Origin of the sequence: Pseudoalteromonas sp. TB51, assembly GCF_000498055.1 — a bacterium.
Taxonomy (GTDB): Bacteria; Pseudomonadota; Gammaproteobacteria; order Enterobacterales; family Alteromonadaceae; genus Pseudoalteromonas; species Pseudoalteromonas atlantica.
Genome location: NZ_AUTO01000040.1, coordinates 1 through 17,122, shown reverse-complemented (window position 1 = coordinate 17,122; position 17,122 = coordinate 1). Strand labels below are relative to the sequence as shown.

The 17,122-nt window shown below is 40.6% G+C and carries 16 protein-coding genes; 13 read left to right on the top strand and 3 right to left on the bottom strand.

All coding sequences use genetic code 11. The features are described 5' to 3' along the window. Nucleotides 1–2,165 (top strand): bifunctional aspartate kinase/homoserine dehydrogenase II (gene metL / locus L650_RS0101125; protein WP_029771866.1); only part of this gene is annotated, 2,165 nt, incomplete at its 5' end. 51 nt (nucleotides 2,166–2,216) lie between these two features. On the opposite strand, the gene L650_RS0101120 is transcribed toward metL, so the two are convergent. After that, a complete protein-coding gene (locus L650_RS0101120) occupies nucleotides 2,217–4,733 on the bottom strand; it encodes a penicillin-binding protein 1A (protein ID WP_029771865.1) in 2,517 nt (838 codons plus the stop codon). A 131-nt stretch (nucleotides 4,734–4,864) separates the two neighbouring features. On the opposite strand from L650_RS0101120, the gene L650_RS0101115 reads away from it, so the two are divergent. The 9 genes from L650_RS0101115 (at nucleotide 4,865) to L650_RS0101075 (ending at nucleotide 13,801) form a co-directional block, all read left to right on the top strand. After that, complete coding sequence (locus L650_RS0101115; RefSeq protein WP_004589345.1) at nucleotides 4,865–5,944, top strand: pilus assembly protein PilM; 1,080 nt, start codon at nucleotides 4,865–4,867, stop codon at nucleotides 5,942–5,944. After that, nucleotides 5,932–6,504 carry a PilN domain-containing protein gene (locus tag L650_RS0101110; RefSeq protein WP_029771864.1) on the top strand — a complete coding sequence of 191 codons (573 nt, stop codon included), beginning with the start codon at nucleotides 5,932–5,934 and terminating at the stop codon, nucleotides 6,502–6,504. Before L650_RS0101115 ends, L650_RS0101110 begins: the two co-directional genes overlap by 13 nt. Next, nucleotides 6,494–7,099, top strand: coding sequence for a type 4a pilus biogenesis protein PilO (locus L650_RS0101105; protein ID WP_029771863.1), 606 nt, complete (start codon nucleotides 6,494–6,496; stop codon nucleotides 7,097–7,099). The genes L650_RS0101110 and L650_RS0101105 overlap by 11 nt, the downstream gene beginning before the upstream one ends. Continuing rightward, nucleotides 7,096–7,632, top strand: coding sequence for a pilus assembly protein PilP (locus L650_RS0101100; protein WP_029771862.1), 537 nt, complete (start codon nucleotides 7,096–7,098; stop codon nucleotides 7,630–7,632). Before L650_RS0101105 ends, L650_RS0101100 begins: the two co-directional genes overlap by 4 nt. Beyond that, nucleotides 7,619–9,709 carry a type IV pilus secretin PilQ gene (locus L650_RS0101095; protein ID WP_029771861.1) on the top strand — a complete coding sequence of 697 codons (2,091 nt, stop codon included), beginning with the start codon at nucleotides 7,619–7,621 and terminating at the stop codon, nucleotides 9,707–9,709. Before L650_RS0101100 ends, L650_RS0101095 begins: the two co-directional genes overlap by 14 nt. A 184-nt stretch (nucleotides 9,710–9,893) precedes the next feature. Then, the gene (aroK, locus tag L650_RS0101090) at nucleotides 9,894–10,412 is read left to right on the top strand and encodes a shikimate kinase AroK (RefSeq protein WP_004589350.1); all 519 of its coding nucleotides are present in this window, start codon (nucleotides 9,894–9,896) and stop codon (nucleotides 10,410–10,412) included. Nucleotides 10,413–10,440: 28 nt separating this feature from the next. Next, the gene (aroB, locus tag L650_RS0101085; RefSeq protein WP_024032528.1) at nucleotides 10,441–11,511 is read left to right on the top strand and encodes a 3-dehydroquinate synthase; all 1,071 of its coding nucleotides are present in this window, start codon (nucleotides 10,441–10,443) and stop codon (nucleotides 11,509–11,511) included. Continuing rightward, nucleotides 11,511–12,881 (top strand): AAA family ATPase, encoded by a 1,371-nt coding sequence (locus L650_RS0101080; RefSeq protein ID WP_029771860.1) that lies wholly within the window; start codon nucleotides 11,511–11,513, stop codon nucleotides 12,879–12,881. Before aroB ends, L650_RS0101080 begins: the two co-directional genes overlap by 1 nt. Nucleotides 12,882–12,934: 53 nt before the next feature. After that, complete coding sequence (locus tag L650_RS0101075) at nucleotides 12,935–13,801, top strand: Dam family site-specific DNA-(adenine-N6)-methyltransferase (protein WP_004589353.1); 867 nt, start codon at nucleotides 12,935–12,937, stop codon at nucleotides 13,799–13,801. Here L650_RS0101075 and L650_RS0101070 read toward each other — a convergent pair. Next, nucleotides 13,749–13,934, bottom strand: coding sequence for a DUF2970 domain-containing protein (locus L650_RS0101070; protein WP_024032525.1), 186 nt, complete (start codon nucleotides 13,932–13,934; stop codon nucleotides 13,749–13,751). The genes L650_RS0101075 and L650_RS0101070 overlap by 53 nt on opposite strands. A gap of 3 nt (nucleotides 13,935–13,937) precedes the next feature. After that, nucleotides 13,938–14,234, bottom strand: coding sequence for a hypothetical protein (locus tag L650_RS0101065; RefSeq protein ID WP_029771857.1), 297 nt, complete (start codon nucleotides 14,232–14,234; stop codon nucleotides 13,938–13,940). Between the two features lie 409 nt (nucleotides 14,235–14,643). Between L650_RS0101065 and rpe the strand changes: the two genes are divergently transcribed. Genes rpe through trpS form a run of 3 tightly spaced genes read left to right on the top strand, consistent with a single transcriptional unit; the run spans nucleotide 14,644 to nucleotide 17,030 of the window. Continuing rightward, nucleotides 14,644–15,327: a ribulose-phosphate 3-epimerase gene (gene rpe / locus L650_RS0101060; protein ID WP_029771856.1), complete on the top strand. Its 684-nt coding sequence runs from the start codon at nucleotides 14,644–14,646 to the stop codon at nucleotides 15,325–15,327. After that, entirely contained in the window at nucleotides 15,327–15,992 is a 666-nt protein-coding gene (locus L650_RS0101055) for a phosphoglycolate phosphatase (RefSeq protein ID WP_004589357.1), read from the top strand. Before rpe ends, L650_RS0101055 begins: the two co-directional genes overlap by 1 nt. 33 nt (nucleotides 15,993–16,025) lie before the next feature. Beyond that, complete coding sequence (gene trpS, locus L650_RS0101050; protein WP_029771853.1) at nucleotides 16,026–17,030, top strand: tryptophan--tRNA ligase; 1,005 nt, start codon at nucleotides 16,026–16,028, stop codon at nucleotides 17,028–17,030. Nucleotides 17,031–17,122: the final 92 nt, after the last annotated feature.

The window sequence follows — 17,122 nt, the reverse complement described above, 5'->3', positions numbered from 1 at the left end:
AAGCCGTTGCTGATATTTTGCTGCAATTGAGTAATCACCAAACGGCATTAATTGAAGAGTTATTAAAAGCCGATGCTAAACACACGGCTTTAGCTGTGCTAGCGCATGAGCTAAGTGACGTAGCAGAGCAAGCCAGCAAGCAGCAGTTACAAGAGGCGGCCTTACTGGCGCATGGTGAGCTGTGGTCTGCGCGATTATTAGCAGCCTATTTAACGCAATTAAACATTCAAGCGTGTGCTCATGATGCTAGAGCGCTGTTTAGTGTAACAAGCGGGGAGCTTTTGCATGCGCAAAATAAACAGCAATGCAGCCAAGTCATTGATGCAAATAAGATTAACGTAGTAACAGGGTTTATCGCAGCAAGTGCTGATGGTAAAACAGTTACGCTTGGGCGCAATGGCAGTGATTACAGCGCCACCTTATTAGCCAATTATTGCGACGCACAAAATGTATGTATTTGGACTGATACGCCAGGGGTGTTTAGTGCTGACCCACGTAAAGTTGAAAAGGCGATTAAGTACAACAAGGTGTGCCGTGAACAAGCTAACTTATTAGCTCGATTGGGTAACCCTGTGTTACATGCTAAAACGCTTTCGCCTTTAAAAAACAGTAATATTAAACTGGCTGTACGTAGTAGTTTTGATGTGCAAACTGCCCCTACCGATATTGTAAAACAAGGCAAAGCTAAGCAAAAACGGTTTATTACTACATTACAAAACGTTGATTTACTGCTCGTTGAAGGCCTTAACGCGGGAGAAGTGGCGCATGTTAGCCAGCTTATTCAGCACAGCCTTCATCATTTTATACACAACGGCGATACATACTTAGTTGTGCCCGCGGGTGCAACGCATCAAGTAGTGAGTTATTTTGCTGGGCGAGCAAATATAAGCGAGTCTAATTTAAATGGCTGCGCGGTGGTTGCGCCTACGCAAGATGTTTATACGCTAAGTACATTAGCGGCTGAGGTTTTAAATCAGCAAAGTATTCACCCTCGTTTTATTCATCAAGATACAGGCTATACATTGCTGTTAACGGATCAGTTAATAGAAAGCGATGTACTTAGTTTATTACACGAAAAATTAATTAATAAAGGCCAAGAAGTTGCTCTGGTTGTGGCTGGCTTAGGTAATGTAGGCGATGAATTTTTAAGCCAGCTAGATGCTCAATTTAAACGATTGTCGGGCGATTATAGTATTAAGCTAGTCGGGTTAATTCGCTCGCAACATATGCTATTTAATGCCTCGGGTATTACACTCGGACAGTGGAAAAAACAATGGCAGCATAATGCCGTTGCTTATGAGCAGGCGGATTTATTAAGTGCATTAAACGAACTTGATTACGAGCACAAAGTTGTTGTTGATATAACGGCAAGCGAGCAATTTAGCCAATTATACACTGACTTTGTTGAGCGAGACTGCCATTTAATAAGTGCTAACAAGTACGCAGGCACTGCTGCATCTAATTGGTATGACGCGCTGCGCCAAAGTATTAGCGAGCGTAACTTGCATTGGCGCTACAACACCAGTGTTGGGGCAGGGTTGCCGATTAACTTTGCGTTAGCTGATTTACAAAATAGTGGCGATAAAGTTACCCGTATTGAAGGTGTTTTCTCGGGCACACTCTCGTGGCTATGCAGTAAGTACGATGGCAGTGTGGCATTTTCTGACCTTGTTCTAGAAGCGCAAAAAATGGGCTTTACAGAGCCTGATCCTCGCGAGGATTTATCGGGCCGCGATATGCAACGTAAATTGCTGATACTTGCGCGCGAGCTTGGCATTGAATTAGATTTAGATGATATAAGCTTACAAGCATTAATGCCTGATGAGTTAGCCCAAGGTTCATGGGGTGACTTTTTAGCGAATAAAGATAAGCTAAATGCCTTTATTAAACACCATGCCGATGCGGCAAATGCTCAAGATGCTGTACTTAGGTATACCGGTTTATTGGCATTAGAGCAGGGTAAAGTATCGGCGAAGGTAGGTATTACTTACGCGCCTAAAGGGGACGCCTTAGCTAACTTAACACCTGGCGATAATATCTTTGTTATTAATAGCCAGTGGTACAACGAAAACGCCTTAGTAATACAAGGCCCAGGGGCAGGCAAAGAAGTGACCGCCGCGGGCGTGCACTCTGATTTATATTGGTTAGTTAAAAACTTAAAATAGAGCAAATATTAATAGTAAAACGGCAGCTTGTGTAAGCTGCCGTTTTTGTTTTTAGAATAACTCTTCTTCTGTTTTTGTATCTTCTTCAAAAATATCAGTTGGCTGAGACAGCACATATTTTGTAGGCGCAGTGCCTTTTTCAAAATATTCAAAGCGACTGGTGTAGTCGTTTTTATGACTTAACAAACCTGTTTTTAAATCGATACGAATTGAAACTAGCCCTTCAGGAGGCTCTATTGGCGCCTCTGGTGTGCCCTCAAGCGCCACTTTCATAAAATCAACCCAAGCAGGTTGTGCCGTTTTGGCGCCCGATTCAGCGCCAGAGATTTGGCTGCTATCTAGGTTGTTATTATAGGTGGAGCGCCCTAACGAGTTACCTGGGTTGTCAAAACCAACCCATACAGACGTTACTACATTGCGGTTAAAGCCGCTAAACCAAGTATCAACAGAGTCATTGGTTGTGCCTGTTTTACCCGATAGATCGCGTCTATCTAATGCTTGCGCACGCCAACCTGTCCCGCTCCAGCCTGTTTTATGGGTCCAGCTACCGCCACCCCAAACTGCGCTGTGCATTGCTTCAGCAATTAAAAAAGCATTTTGCTTTGAAATAACACGCGGTGCACAACGTGCTTGCGTGGCTGTATCATCTGTTATGTCGGTATCTAGGTTATTGTTGGCAAAGCTATCCATTGCTTGAGAGACGGGTAATAGCTCGTCTTCATCGCAAGCAAGAGCCGGGTTTGCTTTAAATAGTACATTGCCATAAGCATCTTGAATTTCAGATATAAAGTAAGGTTCAATTAAGTGACCGCCATTAGCAAATGCGCTCATGCCGCGAGCAAGCTCTAATGGCGTGATTGATGCACTGCCTAATGCTAACGATTCACTGCGGTTAATATCAGCATCTTTAAAACCAAACTTAAGCAAGTGATCGGCGGTGCGTTGTAACCCTACACCGCGAAGTAAGCGCACAGAAATAACGTTTTTAGATTGCGCAAGTGCACGGCGAATACGTATAGGGCCATTATAAACTGCTGGGCTGTTTTTTGGTCGCCACGCTACACCTAAACTTTTATCCCACTGGTTTATTGGCGCGTCGTTTAAAATAGAGGCTAATGTATAGCCATTTTCGAGCGCAGCAGAATATATAAAGGGTTTAATATTAGAGCCAACTTGGCGTTTAGCTTGTACCGCTCGGTTGTATTGGCTTTGCTCAAAACTGTAACCGCCTACTATAGCTTTAATACGGCCATCTTGTGGGTCGAGTGAAACAAGTGCACTGGCAGCTTCTGGTATTTGGCTTAGTAGGTAACTGTCGTCGTTATTTTTACGCAGCCATATTTGCATGCCAGGGGTAAGAATGTCAGTAGCGGCTTTAGGGGCAAAACTTTGGCGGTAGCGAGTAATGTATTTGCGCGCCCATTTTAAATTATCCCAATCAAGTGTGGTGCGCTGGCCATTTTTTAAAATAACGTCAGCGGTTTTCTCTGTCACATTTAACACCACGCCAGCATGCAAATCAGCTATTTCTTTAACAGGTTTTAGCCTTTCTATAATTTGCTGCTCACTTAAGGCGGGCTGTGTTTCTGGATCCCATAACACGTCTACAGGCCCACGAAAGCCATGACGCATATCATAGTTATGTAAATTATTAACTAAAGCTGTTTGCGCCGCCTTTTGAACTTTAGACTCCACAGAGGTAAATATTTTAAAGCCAGAGTTATATGCTTTTTCTACACCGTAGCGCTCAACCATCTCAGCACGAACCATCTCAGAGATATAAGGGGCGTAAAGATCTATCTCAGCACCGTGAAAATAAGCAGTGATAGGCTGGTTAGCCGCATCGTTGTATTGCTGTTGCGTAATATAGTTTTCAGTAAGCAAGCGACCAAGCACTACATTACGACGTGCTTTAGCCCTAATTGGGTTACGAATTGGGTTAAGCGCCGAAGGGGCTTTAGGTAAACCGGCAATCATTGCCATTTGTGCAAGAGTGAGGTCTTTTAGCTCTTTGCCATAGTAAACTTGAGCAGCAGCACCAATACCAAATGCACGATTACCTAGTTCTATTTTATTAAGATACAGCTCAAGAATTTCGTCTTTTGTTAATACACTTTCAATATGTAGAGCTATAAAAATCTCTTTAACTTTACGAATATACGCTTTTTCTCGTGTTAAAAAGAAGTTACGAGCAAGCTGCATAGTAATGGTACTCGCGCCTTGTTTTTTCTCACCTGTTGAAATTAACACAATAGCAGAGCGGACAATACCAATAGGGTCTATACCAATATGGTCATAAAAACGGTTGTCTTCTGTTGCTAAAAAAGCATCAATTAAAGGCTGGGGGATTTCGTCTATAGTGACGGGGATGCGGCGTTTTTCACCAAATTGATTAATTAAGAGTCCATCTTTTGTAAAGACTTGCATAGGGGTTTGTAATTGCACGTCTTTTAAAACTTGCACACTGGGGATATCAGGTTTAACGTAATAATAAAGGCTGATTAAAGTGATCAGACCAAATAACGTGCAAATGATAAAAAATTGTAATGTTCGTTTTAATAAAATCACTTATATTTCCCTAAATGGACTCCCAATTGCGAGTTTAGACTGCTAGTATATATTGATTAAAAAATGAATAATATTTTTTACTAAAAAAATTATAACTTGTTTATTATTAAAACAAAGGTCAAGTTGCAAACATGCTAAGTCAACTATTTCAAAAGCCATCCACTGCGATGGTCGGAATTGATATCGGATCGCACTCTATCAAAGCAGTGCTTTTAAGTGAAATTGAAACGGGATTTCGACTAGAAGCACTTGCAATTGAACCTATGCCAAAAGGCGCAATGAGCGAGCGCTCTATTCAGGATATTGAAGCAATTGGTAACATAATTACAAAATTAAAAAGAAAACTACCAAAATCTTTAAAATCAGCGGCAGTGGCTGTATCAGGGCAAACTGTTATCACTAAAGTTATTTTTATGGATGTTTCATTAAGTGACGCTGAATTAGAGTCGCAAATTGAAATAGAAGCTGACAGCTTAATACCTTACCCCCTTGATGAAGTGAGCTTAGATTTTGAAAAGCTCTCTACCAACGAAGCCGACCCGAGTAAAATGAATGTGTTGTTATCTGCTGCACGTACAGAAAGTGTTGAAGCCCGTGTGGGCGCACTGGAGGCGGCAAACTTAACCGCTAAAGTGGTTGATGTTGAAAGCTATGCGTTAAGTAGAGCAATGGATGTGTATTATCAACAATTACCAAGTGACGCCTTTAATAAGTGTGTAGCTGTGGTAGATATTGGCGCTGTTTTAATGTTGGTGAGTGTTGTTCAAGCAGGTGAAACAATTTATACCCGTGACCAAGTGTTTGGTGGCGACCAATACACTAACAGCATTGTGTCTTACTATAATAAAGGCTTTGATGAGGCTGAAATAGGCAAAACAACGGGTGACTTACCCCCTAATTATACTTTTGAAGTGCTGGCACCGTTTCAAACATCATTATTGCAACAAGTGCGCCGTGCGGTACAAATGTTTTTAACAACCACAGGTAAAGATCAAGTAGATTATATTGTGCTAACCGGCGGTACATCGATGATTGACGGTTTAGATAGGTTGTTAATTGAAGAGCTAGGTATTCATGCTGTGGTTGCTGAACCATTTGCAAATATGGAAGTTTCGCCAAAAGTAGACAGAAATGTAATGCAGCGAAATAGAACGCAGTTTGCAATTGCTACTGGTTTGGCATTAAGGAGCTTTTCATCATGCCACATATAAATCTATTGCCGTGGCGAGAGCTACAGCGTGAAGAATCAAAAAAGAAATTTATAACAATTTTAGTGGCCGTTGCAGTATTTTGTTTTTTAAGTATGTATTTACTTAGTTCTTTTTATGCGGGTTTAAAAGATGGTCAAAATTTAAAAAATAACTATTTAAGCTCAGAAATCAGCATGCTTGATAAAAAAATCAGTGAAATAAGAGGTTTAGATAGAAAAAAAGAAAACTTACAACAACGTATGCATTTGATTGAAGAGCTACAAAGCAGCCGTAATTTAGGTACTCAAATTATGGATGAAGTAGCTAAAATTGTTCCTCAAGGCGTGTATTTAACTAAGCTTGAGCGCCGTGGTAGTCAAATTGATGTAGTAGGGCGCAGTGAATCAAACAATCGTTTATCTACTATGCTGCGTCAGGTACAAAGCTCATATTTATTAGAAAGACCTACCATGCAAGGCATTGTGGCAGGCGATCAAACATCACGGTTACTCAGTGATTTTAATATGGAGTTTTACGTAAAACCATTTGATGAAATTGGTGAGGTAAGTGATGAACCTTGATTTAAAAGCCTTAAATGAAATAGATTGGAATGAAATTGAGCTCGACAACATTGGTGAGTGGCCCGTTGCGGTAAAAGCAATTTGTTGCTTATTTATAGCCGGTTTAGTGTTGTTTTTTAGTTATAGCCTATTGGTATCTGATGAAATAGACAGCTATCACAGCGCGGTAGCTAAAGAAGTAGAGCTACGCAGTACCTACAGAACAAAGTATGCCGTAGCCAGTAAGCTTGACATATACCGCGAGCAAATGGTTGAAATGGAAGATAAGTTTTCTAAACTACTAAAGCGATTACCTACCTCAAATGAAACCCCAGGCCTGTTAGACGATTTATCTTATGTAGGTACTACTAGCGGTTTAACATTTTTGAAAATTGGCTGGTTACCTGAAGTCGAAAAAGAGTTTTATACTGAGCTGCCAATTAAAATTGAAGTAATAGGCACTTACCATGAATTTGGTGAGTTTGTAGGAAAAGTAGCCCAATTACCACGAATTGTAAGTTTACATGACTTTTCGATTGTATCATCTGGCGAAAAGCAACTAACATTCAGTGTGGTAGCAAAAACATATCGTTATGAAGAAGGGGTTAAAAAGTGAGATTAGTCCCTTTATTATCATTGTCAGTTTTATTGTTGGCAGGTTGTAACGACGATACGTCTGAGCAAAAAGAATTTATTGACCAAGTTAAGGCAAGCACTACTGCAAAAGTTGAGGAAATTCCTGAATTAACGCAGTTTGAACATTTTGAATATAATGCATCGCAGTTACGTAGTCCTTTTGTGGCTCCACAGCCTGAGATTATTCAAAATAAGCTAACGCAAATTAAAAATTGTTTACACCCTGACCCTGATAGAGTGAGAGAGCCACTAGAAAAGTACCCGCTCGATAACCTATCAATGAAAGGTACATTAGGCTCTAACGGGCAAATGTGGGCACTGATCACCGCAGCGGATGAAACGCTGCATAGGGTAACGGTAAATAATTACTTAGGGACGTATGACGGTAAAGTTAAGTCTGTAAGTAGTGATTATGTAGAACTAGTTGAATTAATCCCTGATGGGTCGGGTTGTTGGAAAGAGCGGCTGACTAAATTGGAAATGTTAGAGGCGGCAAATAATGGCGCAAATTAATAATAAAAAAGGTAAAACACACATGCATAAGGATGTACTTTGGCATCATCGTTTTCAAACGGTGTTATTTGTCATATTGGCTCTTTTTGTTGCAAAAACAGCCAGTGCAGCGCCGCTACTTTATGATGTACGTTATAACCCCTTGCTAAAAGGCGAGACAGAGTTACAACTTGTATTTGACGAAGAGCTAACACAACAACCTAAAATTCAAGTACACAACACACCAGCGCGCATAGAAATGTTATTTGACGGTGCAGAACTAGAACAGGGTCTTGAAAATGTGCCGGTCGATCACGCAGGTATTAACAGTGTAAGCAGCGTACTGACAGAGCAAGGCTTAAAAGTTACGGTAAATTTAGAGCGTTTAAAAATATACGAAACACAAGTTAATAATAACTTAGTGTCGTTGCGTATATCTGATAATCCGCTGACTGAACAAGCTTCTGATGAAAGCAGCAATGGTTATGATGCCTCAAGCGCTTATATTAATCTGATTCAATCTATTGATTTTCGCCGTGGTGAAAAAGGCGAAGCAAAAGTTTTAGTATTTTTACAAGACACGCAAGCTGCAATAGAAGTACATGAAAGTGGTGGAAAAATAATTGCAGAGTTTCATCACACAGATATTTTAGATGACTTACTGTATGAATTAGATGTGCTAGATTTTGGTACTGTAGTAAGTACCATTGAGACCTTTAAAGAAGATAGCTTAAGCCGTGTAGTTATTGAGCCTAATGCTGCTTTTACCTTTACCTACCAGCAAATAGATAACATTTTAACGTTAACCATTGAAAAAGATGAAACGCAAAATGCCTATTTAGATGGCGGCAAGGAATATCAAGGTCGTCCAATGACCTTAAACTTCCAAGATATTTCGGTTAGAGCTGTACTGCAAATAATAGCGGGTTATAACGAGTTTAACTTAGTAACGAGTGACTCAGTAACTGGCAATATTACACTTCGTTTAGATGGCGTTCCATGGGATCAGGCTTTAGATGTTGTACTGCGTATTAAAGGCCTTGATAAGCGTATGGATGGCTCTATATTGATGGTTGCGCCAGCTGAAGAGCTCGCAGCACGTGAAGCTAAAGATTTACTAGCAAAACAAAAGGTCGAGGATTTAGAGCCGCTTTACAGTGAGTATATTCGTTTAAACTACGCTAAGGCTGAAGATTTTGCGGATTTACTGAAAACCGACACTAACAGCATCATTTCTGCCCGAGGCAGTGTATCGGTTGACCAGCGTACCAATACATTACTTATTAAAGATACAGCGAAGAGCATTGAGAGCATTCGCCGTATGATTGAAACACTCGATATTCCAGTGCAACAGGTTGTTATTGAATCACGTATGGTAACAGTGCGCGATAACGTCACAGAAGATTTAGGCGTGCGTTGGGGATTTAGTGATCAACAAGATAGCGATGGTATCTCTGGCTCGCTTGAAGGAGCTGAGTCTATCTCAAATGGCACTATTCCTGATTTATCAGACCGTCTTAATGTAAACCTACCTATTACTAACCCTGCGGCAAGTATTGGTTTACACATAGCTAAGTTGGCTAATGGCACTTTAATTGATTTAGAGCTAAGTGCTTTAGAAGAAGAAAATAAAGGTGAGATTATTGCGAGCCCGCGCATTACTGCAGCTAATCAGCAAAAAGCGCGTATTGAGCAAGGTACTGAAATCCCCTATACCGAATCAGCCTCAAGTGGTGCTACTACTGTAAGCTTTAAAAAAGCGGTATTGAGCCTTGAGGTTACACCGCATATAACGCCTGATAACAAAGTTATTTTAGACTTAGTTATTACACAAGATACTCGTGGCGAAACGGTTCAAACCGGAACAGGTGAAGCGGTTTCGATAGACACTCAACAAATTGAAACACAAGTGCTGGTTGATAACGGCCAAACCGTTGTGCTGGGTGGTATTTTTCAGCAGCAAATAATTAATACCACAAATAAAGTACCTGTACTTGGTGATATTCCATATGTTGGACGCTTATTTAAGAGCACCAGCGAGTTTAATGAGAAACGTGAATTACTTATTTTCGTGACACCGAAAATACAAATAGATTAAAATTTAGTGGTTTTATGTTCGTCAACGAGTGTTTATTGATAATAATTGCTCGTTATATGGCTTTTTATTGTAATAGACTTGAAATACCCGGCCAATTACTGAGATAATCCCCTCCTTAATTTTGGGGCCAGGTCGTTAGGCGGGGTTTTATTTCAAATTTTAGAGTTCGTTTGTACTAAAAGATATGGCTGAGAAACGTAATATATTTCTAGTTGGCCCCATGGGGGCTGGCAAAAGCACGATTGGTCGTCACATCGCTGACCAATTACACCTTGAATTTGTCGATTCTGATCAAGAAATCGAACGCCGTACCGGTGCAGATATTGCCTGGGTGTTTGATCTTGAGGGTGAAGAAGGCTTTAGACTTCGTGAAGAATCTGTTATTGGCGACTTAACCGAAATGCAAGGTATTGTACTTGCAACCGGTGGTGGTTCAGTAATGAGTAAAGAAGTTCGAAACAAGCTTTCGGCTCGTGGTATCGTTGTATACCTAGAGACACCTATAGAAAAGCAAGTTGCACGCACGCAACGCGACAAGCGTCGCCCATTACTGCAAACTGAAGAAGCACCTCGTAATGTACTAGAGCGCTTAGCAGAAGAACGCGAGCCACTATACAAAGAAGTTGCCGATTTTGTTGTACGCACCGATGAGCAAAGCGCTAAAGTTGTTGCTAACCAAATCATCGAGAAATTAGATTTTTAAAAACCAATAATAAAGGAAATAACAAAGCATGCTTGAATTAACTGTTAATTTGGACGAGCGAAGTTATCCTATTTTTATTGGTCAATCTGCACTTCAAGATAATGGCCGCCTTGTTCACCACATTGGTGATTGTCGGCCTATCATTATCACTAACGACACAGTTGCGCCTTTATATTTACAAGGACTGCTTGATTCGTTAGCTGATCTAGACCCTCTTTCTTTTGTCATTCCCGATGGTGAGCAATACAAGTCACTTGAATGGTTTGAGAAAATATCTGCTTTTTTATTGCAAAATAATTGCGGCCGAGACACATGCTTAATTGCACTAGGTGGCGGCGTTATTGGCGATTTAACAGGCTTTGTTGCTGCATGTTATCAGCGCGGTGTACCGTTTATTCAAATTCCGACCACGGTACTATCACAAGTTGACTCCTCTGTAGGGGGCAAAACAGCGGTAAATCACCCACTGGGTAAAAACATGATTGGGGCGTTTTATCAGCCGCAAGCGGTTTTTATTGATACTAATTCACTTCACACTTTACCGGCGCGCGAATTTGCAGCGGGTATGGCCGAAGTTATTAAGTATGGTTTAATTTACGATACCGAGCTATTTGCTTTTATTGAGCAAAATGTAGAAAAGCTACAGCAACTAGATGAAGCAAGTTTGCAGCATATTATTTATAGATGTTGTGAAATTAAAGCGCTTATCGTGGCGCAAGATGAAAAAGAAAATGGCCTTCGTGCATTACTCAACTTAGGGCATACCTTTGCGCATGCAATTGAAGCGCAAATGGGATACGGTGTATGGCTACATGGCGAGGCTGTTGCTACCGGAATGGTACTTGCTGCTAAATTAGCGCATACACGCGGTGACTTATCGCAAACTGAGGTAGATAGAATTGTAACGCTACTCAAGCTTTATAATTTACCGACTGAGATCCCAAGTGAAATGACTGCTGAGCAGTTTTTAATGCATATGCGTAAAGACAAAAAAAATAAAAAAGGCACTATCCGCTTTATTTTACCTACTCAATTTGGTCAATGCGCATTGGTAGATGACGTATCAGACGACCAAGTTAGAGCGTTAATCGAGCAATAATGCAGGCGCAAATTTTACCAAGCCGTGCGGCGTTGGTGGATAGAATCGCTCTGCAATTTGAATACGGGCAAAACTTAATTGTATTACTAGGCACCTCTGGCTTAGGCAAAAGTTATATGCTCGAAACCTTCATCACCGACAAATACAACAGTTTTAATAAAGCATTTGTACAAGTAAGTGCCAGTGTAAATGATGTATCACTGATGAGTGATATATTAGAGCAAAGCTTTAACTCTCCGCTGATTGACCACGATTTATCGTTAAGTGAAAACTTTTACCAATTGTTGCAGCAGCAGCCGTGTGAGGCTTGTTTGTGGGTGCTCGATAATGCAAGGCACTTATCTGAAGAATTATTACAGGAATTAGAGTTACTTGCCAAAAACAGCCCTGTAACGCTTTATATCATGCTAGCTTCGCAATCAAAGCTAGCTATTAATAATGCCGTTGAAATTTACTTAGAGCCTTTATCTGCACATGAATCTAAACAGCTAATGAGCTGGTATTTTCCTAATTTACCGTACGATGAAGACCCCGTATTTAGCGCATTTTTAAATGAAGCGAATGGCAACCCCAGCTTATTATTAGCATGGCAACCAACCGAGCATGTGGCTGATATTGTAAAAAAAGATAAAGTGTCGTGGCGAGTACACTTAATCTCGTTGTTAATTATAATTATGCTACTTATCATTGGGTTGCTGTATAAAAATGACATGACCCAGTGGTGGCAAACGTACTATCAAAATCAACAAAGCCAGGACATAGATACCGCTATTCCTGCTTCTAAAATTACCGCTATCCCAAGCGCGGATAAAGAAGTCAGTAATGACAATTCTGATATATCAAAAGCGGATTTGCCTTTAGAGGCGCTCAGCAATAAATCACAAGCTAATGTAGCGCCCCATAAAAACGATGTACCGGCGATAATGCAAAGCCTAACGCGTGAGGCTCAACAAAGCGCTCAAAGTGAGCAAAGTGAGGCGTTACCACAAAGCTTAAACACTCCTGAGAATATTGAGCCAATTGAAAGTGACGATAAAGAAAGTCCGCAGCCTAAAACCTCAAATAACGTATCCGATAACGCTTGGTATTTAGCACAGCCAGATAATAATACAACTGTGCAGCTGCTAGCCGTTACACAGGAAAAAATCACCCGTGAGTTTATTATTCAACATAATTTAAGCCAGCGCGCTAAGGTTTACCAAACTAAGCGAAATAATAAAGTGTGGTGGGTGGTTACTATTGGTAGTTATGCATCACTCGCTGATGCTAAAAGTGCGTTGTCTGCCTTGTCGAGTGCGCTTAGAAAGAACAAGCCTTTTTATAAAAAAATCAGCAAAATAAAACAAGAAATTGCACGACTTGATCAGTAAACTGACTCACTTTAGTGTAAAATCGCGCTACAGCAGATTGAAGTTAAGAACCAATGCAACAAAAGAGTAGAGCCTTCCTTAAATGGGCTGGCGGTAAATACAGCCTAGTTGAAGATATTAATGCACGTTTATCTCAAGCCAGCAAACACGCTGAAACCTTGGTAGAACCTTTTGTAGGTGCAGGCTCGGTATTTTTAAATAGTAATTTTAAACACTATTTACTCAACGACATCAATGCTGATTTAATTAACTTATACAAAGAGCTCAAGCGCTCGCCTGATGAGTTTATAAGTGACTCTAAAAAACTATTTGTTGATTTAAATAACCACCCAGACGCTTACTACGAATACCGTGTACAGTTTAATAAAAGCAATGATGTATATGAGCGCGCAATGCTCTTTTTATACATGAATCGCCATGGTTACAATGGGCTGTGTAGGTATAATCTCAAAGGCATTTTTAACGTGCCATTTGGTAAATATAAAAAGCCTTATTTTCCAGAAAAAGAAATGTACTTTTTTGCCGAAAAAGCACAAAAAGCCACATTTACCTGCCTAAGCTACGATGATGTATTTAAGCTTGTGCCAAACAATGCGGTTATTTATTGTGATCCGCCTTATGTGCCGCTAAGTAAAACAGCGTCGTTTACCTCTTATGCTAAAGGCGGGTTTAATTTAGACGATCAAGCAAACTTGGCAAACTTAGCCGAGCAAGCTGCGTTTGAAAACAATACCCCAGTGCTTATATCTAACCACGATACCGTATGGACGCGAAAAATTTATAGCCAAGCTACGCTTGGTAAAATTCAGGTAAAACGTACTATCAGCCCTAAAGGTGGATCACGCAACAAGGTCGACGAGCTAATGGCTATGTATTTAGCACCCAAGCAACCACTGCGTAAATTGTCACTACAAAAATAACAAAAAACAGCACAGCTAAAGCAATAATAAAAAGAGGGGAGTGTTGCTGGAAGTCGGCTTGGCGTTTGTGCTCTGATTGCACACCAAAAAATGCTGCTAGCACACTTTGCAACGCGCTAATAAAGTGCAGCATTATTTAAAATAGAGGTTTTATTGAAGGCGTATTCTTAGCGTCTTCTGAGCTAGTTAATAGCTCTAATAAATCTAAATAATGGAACTGCGCACTGCGACTATCGCCTGTTAGCCACGAAAACCACGATGAGTCTTCTTCTACTTTCGCACACGTTAAGGTGTTTGAAGCGTTTTTACTACTTGCCTGATGCTGACAATTGCTAACTAAGCTTAAATCTTGCTCAGAACTTGGCGCAAAACTAAATGCCCCAATAAATAACAATGCCGACGCAATTAAGATCCCTGTTTTAAATGCACGCATAATATTAGCCTAAAATTAAGTTACTCCTTTAATAATAACAAAAGCTGTATAAATAACAAACTAATATTTATCTGTAATAGCTAAGGCCTGATGAAACTTGCGAGTTAAAGTGTGCTCTCAAGCTAAGAGTTTTTAAATCGCGCCCCGAAGTTTGTAATCGAGTGGGCACAATAACTGCTCTTACGTTAATCTAATAGCTTACATCATGTAAGCAAAGCTTGTGCGTCTACTCACGGCCTTACCAAAAATTAAACATGCTGCCCAAAACTCAACCACTAAAGCTTTTCATAAATAAATACTTATATATTTAAATCGATATTTTTAGTTATGCCTAATTTACAGTGTATTACTTGGGAAACCTCAGCATTTACGGTACATTAAGGCATATTTTACTGATTGACGGATTACTATGTTAAACCCTGAACAAAAATACTTAATTGCGCCTTCTATTTTGTCAGCCGATTTTGCAAAATTAGGCGAAGATGTGGATAAAGTACTCGCTGCAGGCGCTGATGTAGTACATTTTGATGTCATGGACAATCACTACGTGCCTAATCTCACTATTGGGCCTATGGTGTGTAAAGCGCTTAGAGATTACGGTGTAACAGCGCCTATAGATGTGCACCTAATGGTAAAACCAGTCGATAGTATAATCCCTTTGTTTGCAGAGGCCGGCGCATCAATAATTACTTTTCACCCTGAGGCCAGCGAGCATATAGACCGCACCATACAGCTCATTAAAGACCATGGTTGTAAAGCGGGCTTAGTATTCAACCCTGCCACTAGCCTTAGCTACCTCGATCACGTTATTGATAAGCTAGATACTATTTTATTAATGTCGGTAAACCCAGGCTTTGGCGGCCAAAGCTTTATTCCCCACACCCTTGAAAAACTAGCTCAAGCTAAGCAGCGTATAGTTGCGTCGGGTCGTGATATTCGCCTAGAAGTAGATGGTGGTATTAAGGTTGATAACATAGCGGCAGCAGCGCAAGCAGGTGCCGATATGTTTGTAGCAGGGTCTGCTATTTTTAATGAGCCTGATTACAAGGTTGTTATTGATCAAATGCGTGAGCAGTTAGGAAACGTAAAGTAATGAAATATGATGTAGCTTTGTTCGACCTTGACGGCACACTTGTTGATAGCGTTTACGATTTATACCTAGCAGTAAACTTAACACTGAGTGATTTAGCGTTTCCTATTGTTAGCCAAAGCTTGGTTGAAAGCTGGATAGGCAACGGTATTGAAACCCTAGTCAAGCGTGCACTCAGCGGCGATATGCAAATTAGCGAACATTTAGATGAAGCGCTTAGTGCAAAAGCCATTGCCTTATTTTACCAACATTATGAGCAGCTAGTGGGCAAGTATAGTGTGTTGTATCAGCATGTAGAAACAGGGCTCAGTGCTTTGCGGGGCATGCCAAAAGCACTTGTTACTAATAAGGCGCGTCTATTTACCGAGCTACTACTTGATAAGCTTTCCCTTACCAGTCACTTTGAAGTGATAGTGTGTGGAGACGATATGGCTAAAAAGCCTTCACCAGCGCCTTTATTGTATGCATGTAAAAAGCTGAATGTTGAGCCGAGTAAGGCTATTATGATTGGCGATTCAAAAAGCGATATATTGGCAGCACATGCCGCTAAAATTGATGTAATAGCGGTGGATTATGGTTATAACCAAGGCGAAAATCTTGAGGATTATAATCCACAGTACCTATGCGATAACTTCTTAGATATAATACCAACACTAACACAGCGTTAAAATTTTTAATTAACTAAACACTAAAGGAAAATCATGAGTAAACCAGTAGTTTTAAGTGGCATTCAGCCAACCGGTGGTATGACAATAGGCAACTATGTTGGCGCTATTAACCAGTGGCTAAAGCTACAGGAAGACCACGAAAGTTTCTTTATGCTTGTTGATTTACACGCGATTACCGTGCGCCAAGAGCCTGAACTTCTTCGCTCTCGTGTATTAGATGGTATAGCGTTATATGCGGCATGTGGCATAGACCCTGAAAAATCGGCCTTATTTGTACAGTCGCAAGTGCCAGAACACGCGCAGTTAGCATGGGTGCTAAATTGTTACGCACAAATGGGCGAGCTTAACCGCATGACTCAGTTTAAAGACAAGTCATCTAAGCATGCTAACAATGTAAACGTCGGTTTATTCTCGTACCCAGTATTGCAAGCAGCGGATATTTTATTATATCAAGCTGACCAAGTACCGGTAGGGGATGACCAAAAGCAGCACTTAGAGTTAACGCGTGATATAGCGACACGCTTTAATAATTTATACGGTGACGTATTTAAGTTACCAGAGCCATATATTCCCGAATTTGGCGCACGTGTAATGAGCCTTCAGGATCCGCTCAAAAAAATGTCTAAGTCTGACGAAAACCCTAATGGCTACATCATGCTATTAGATGAGCCTAAAAAGATTGAGAAAAAGCTTAAAAAAGCAGTAACCGATTCAGACGAGCAAGCGCGTATTTACTTTGACCGTACTGAAAAGCCAGGCGTTTCTAATTTACTTACTTTATTAAGCGTAGCCACTAAGCGCTCAATTGAAGACTTAGTGCCAGAGTATGAAGATAAAATGTATGGCCACCTGAAAAAAGACACAGCCGATGCAGTTGTTAGCATGATTGAGCCAATCCAAGCACGTTTTAAAGAGATCAGAGAAGATCAAAACCTACTTGATAGCATCATGAAATCAGGCGCAGAAAAGGCCAGTGTACGTGCAGAAAAAACACTTAAATCGGTTTACGATGCACTAGGGTTTATTCCTCGTACATAAATTGCTTTCTTAGGGCGTGTTGATCTTTGCGGATTGAAATTTGTTCAATCTAGGGGCGATTAAATCGCGGCGCGAGGTTTGTAACCTAGTGG

What these genes read in the sequence shown, in the direction of transcription:
- L650_RS0101115 (WP_004589345.1), top strand. Translation starts at nt 4,865, where the DNA reads ATGCTAAGTCAACTATTTCAAAAGCCATCCACTGCGATGGTCGGAATT.
- L650_RS0101110 (WP_029771864.1), top strand. Translation starts at nt 5,932, where the DNA reads ATGCCACATATAAATCTATTGCCGTGGCGAGAGCTACAGCGTGAAGAA.
- L650_RS0101105 (WP_029771863.1), top strand. Translation starts at nt 6,494, where the DNA reads ATGAACCTTGATTTAAAAGCCTTAAATGAAATAGATTGGAATGAAATT.
- L650_RS0101095 (WP_029771861.1), top strand. Translation starts at nt 7,619, where the DNA reads ATGGCGCAAATTAATAATAAAAAAGGTAAAACACACATGCATAAGGAT.
- aroK (WP_004589350.1), top strand. Translation starts at nt 9,894, where the DNA reads ATGGCTGAGAAACGTAATATATTTCTAGTTGGCCCCATGGGGGCTGGC.
- aroB (WP_024032528.1), top strand. Translation starts at nt 10,441, where the DNA reads ATGCTTGAATTAACTGTTAATTTGGACGAGCGAAGTTATCCTATTTTT.
- L650_RS0101080 (WP_029771860.1), top strand. Translation starts at nt 11,511, where the DNA reads ATGCAGGCGCAAATTTTACCAAGCCGTGCGGCGTTGGTGGATAGAATC.
- L650_RS0101075 (WP_004589353.1), top strand. Translation starts at nt 12,935, where the DNA reads ATGCAACAAAAGAGTAGAGCCTTCCTTAAATGGGCTGGCGGTAAATAC.
- L650_RS0101070 (WP_024032525.1), bottom strand. Translation starts at nt 13,934, where the DNA reads ATGCTGCACTTTATTAGCGCGTTGCAAAGTGTGCTAGCAGCATTTTTT.
- L650_RS0101065 (WP_029771857.1), bottom strand. Translation starts at nt 14,234, where the DNA reads ATGCGTGCATTTAAAACAGGGATCTTAATTGCGTCGGCATTGTTATTT.
- rpe (WP_029771856.1), top strand. Translation starts at nt 14,644, where the DNA reads ATGTTAAACCCTGAACAAAAATACTTAATTGCGCCTTCTATTTTGTCA.
- L650_RS0101055 (WP_004589357.1), top strand. Translation starts at nt 15,327, where the DNA reads ATGAAATATGATGTAGCTTTGTTCGACCTTGACGGCACACTTGTTGAT.
- trpS (WP_029771853.1), top strand. Translation starts at nt 16,026, where the DNA reads ATGAGTAAACCAGTAGTTTTAAGTGGCATTCAGCCAACCGGTGGTATG.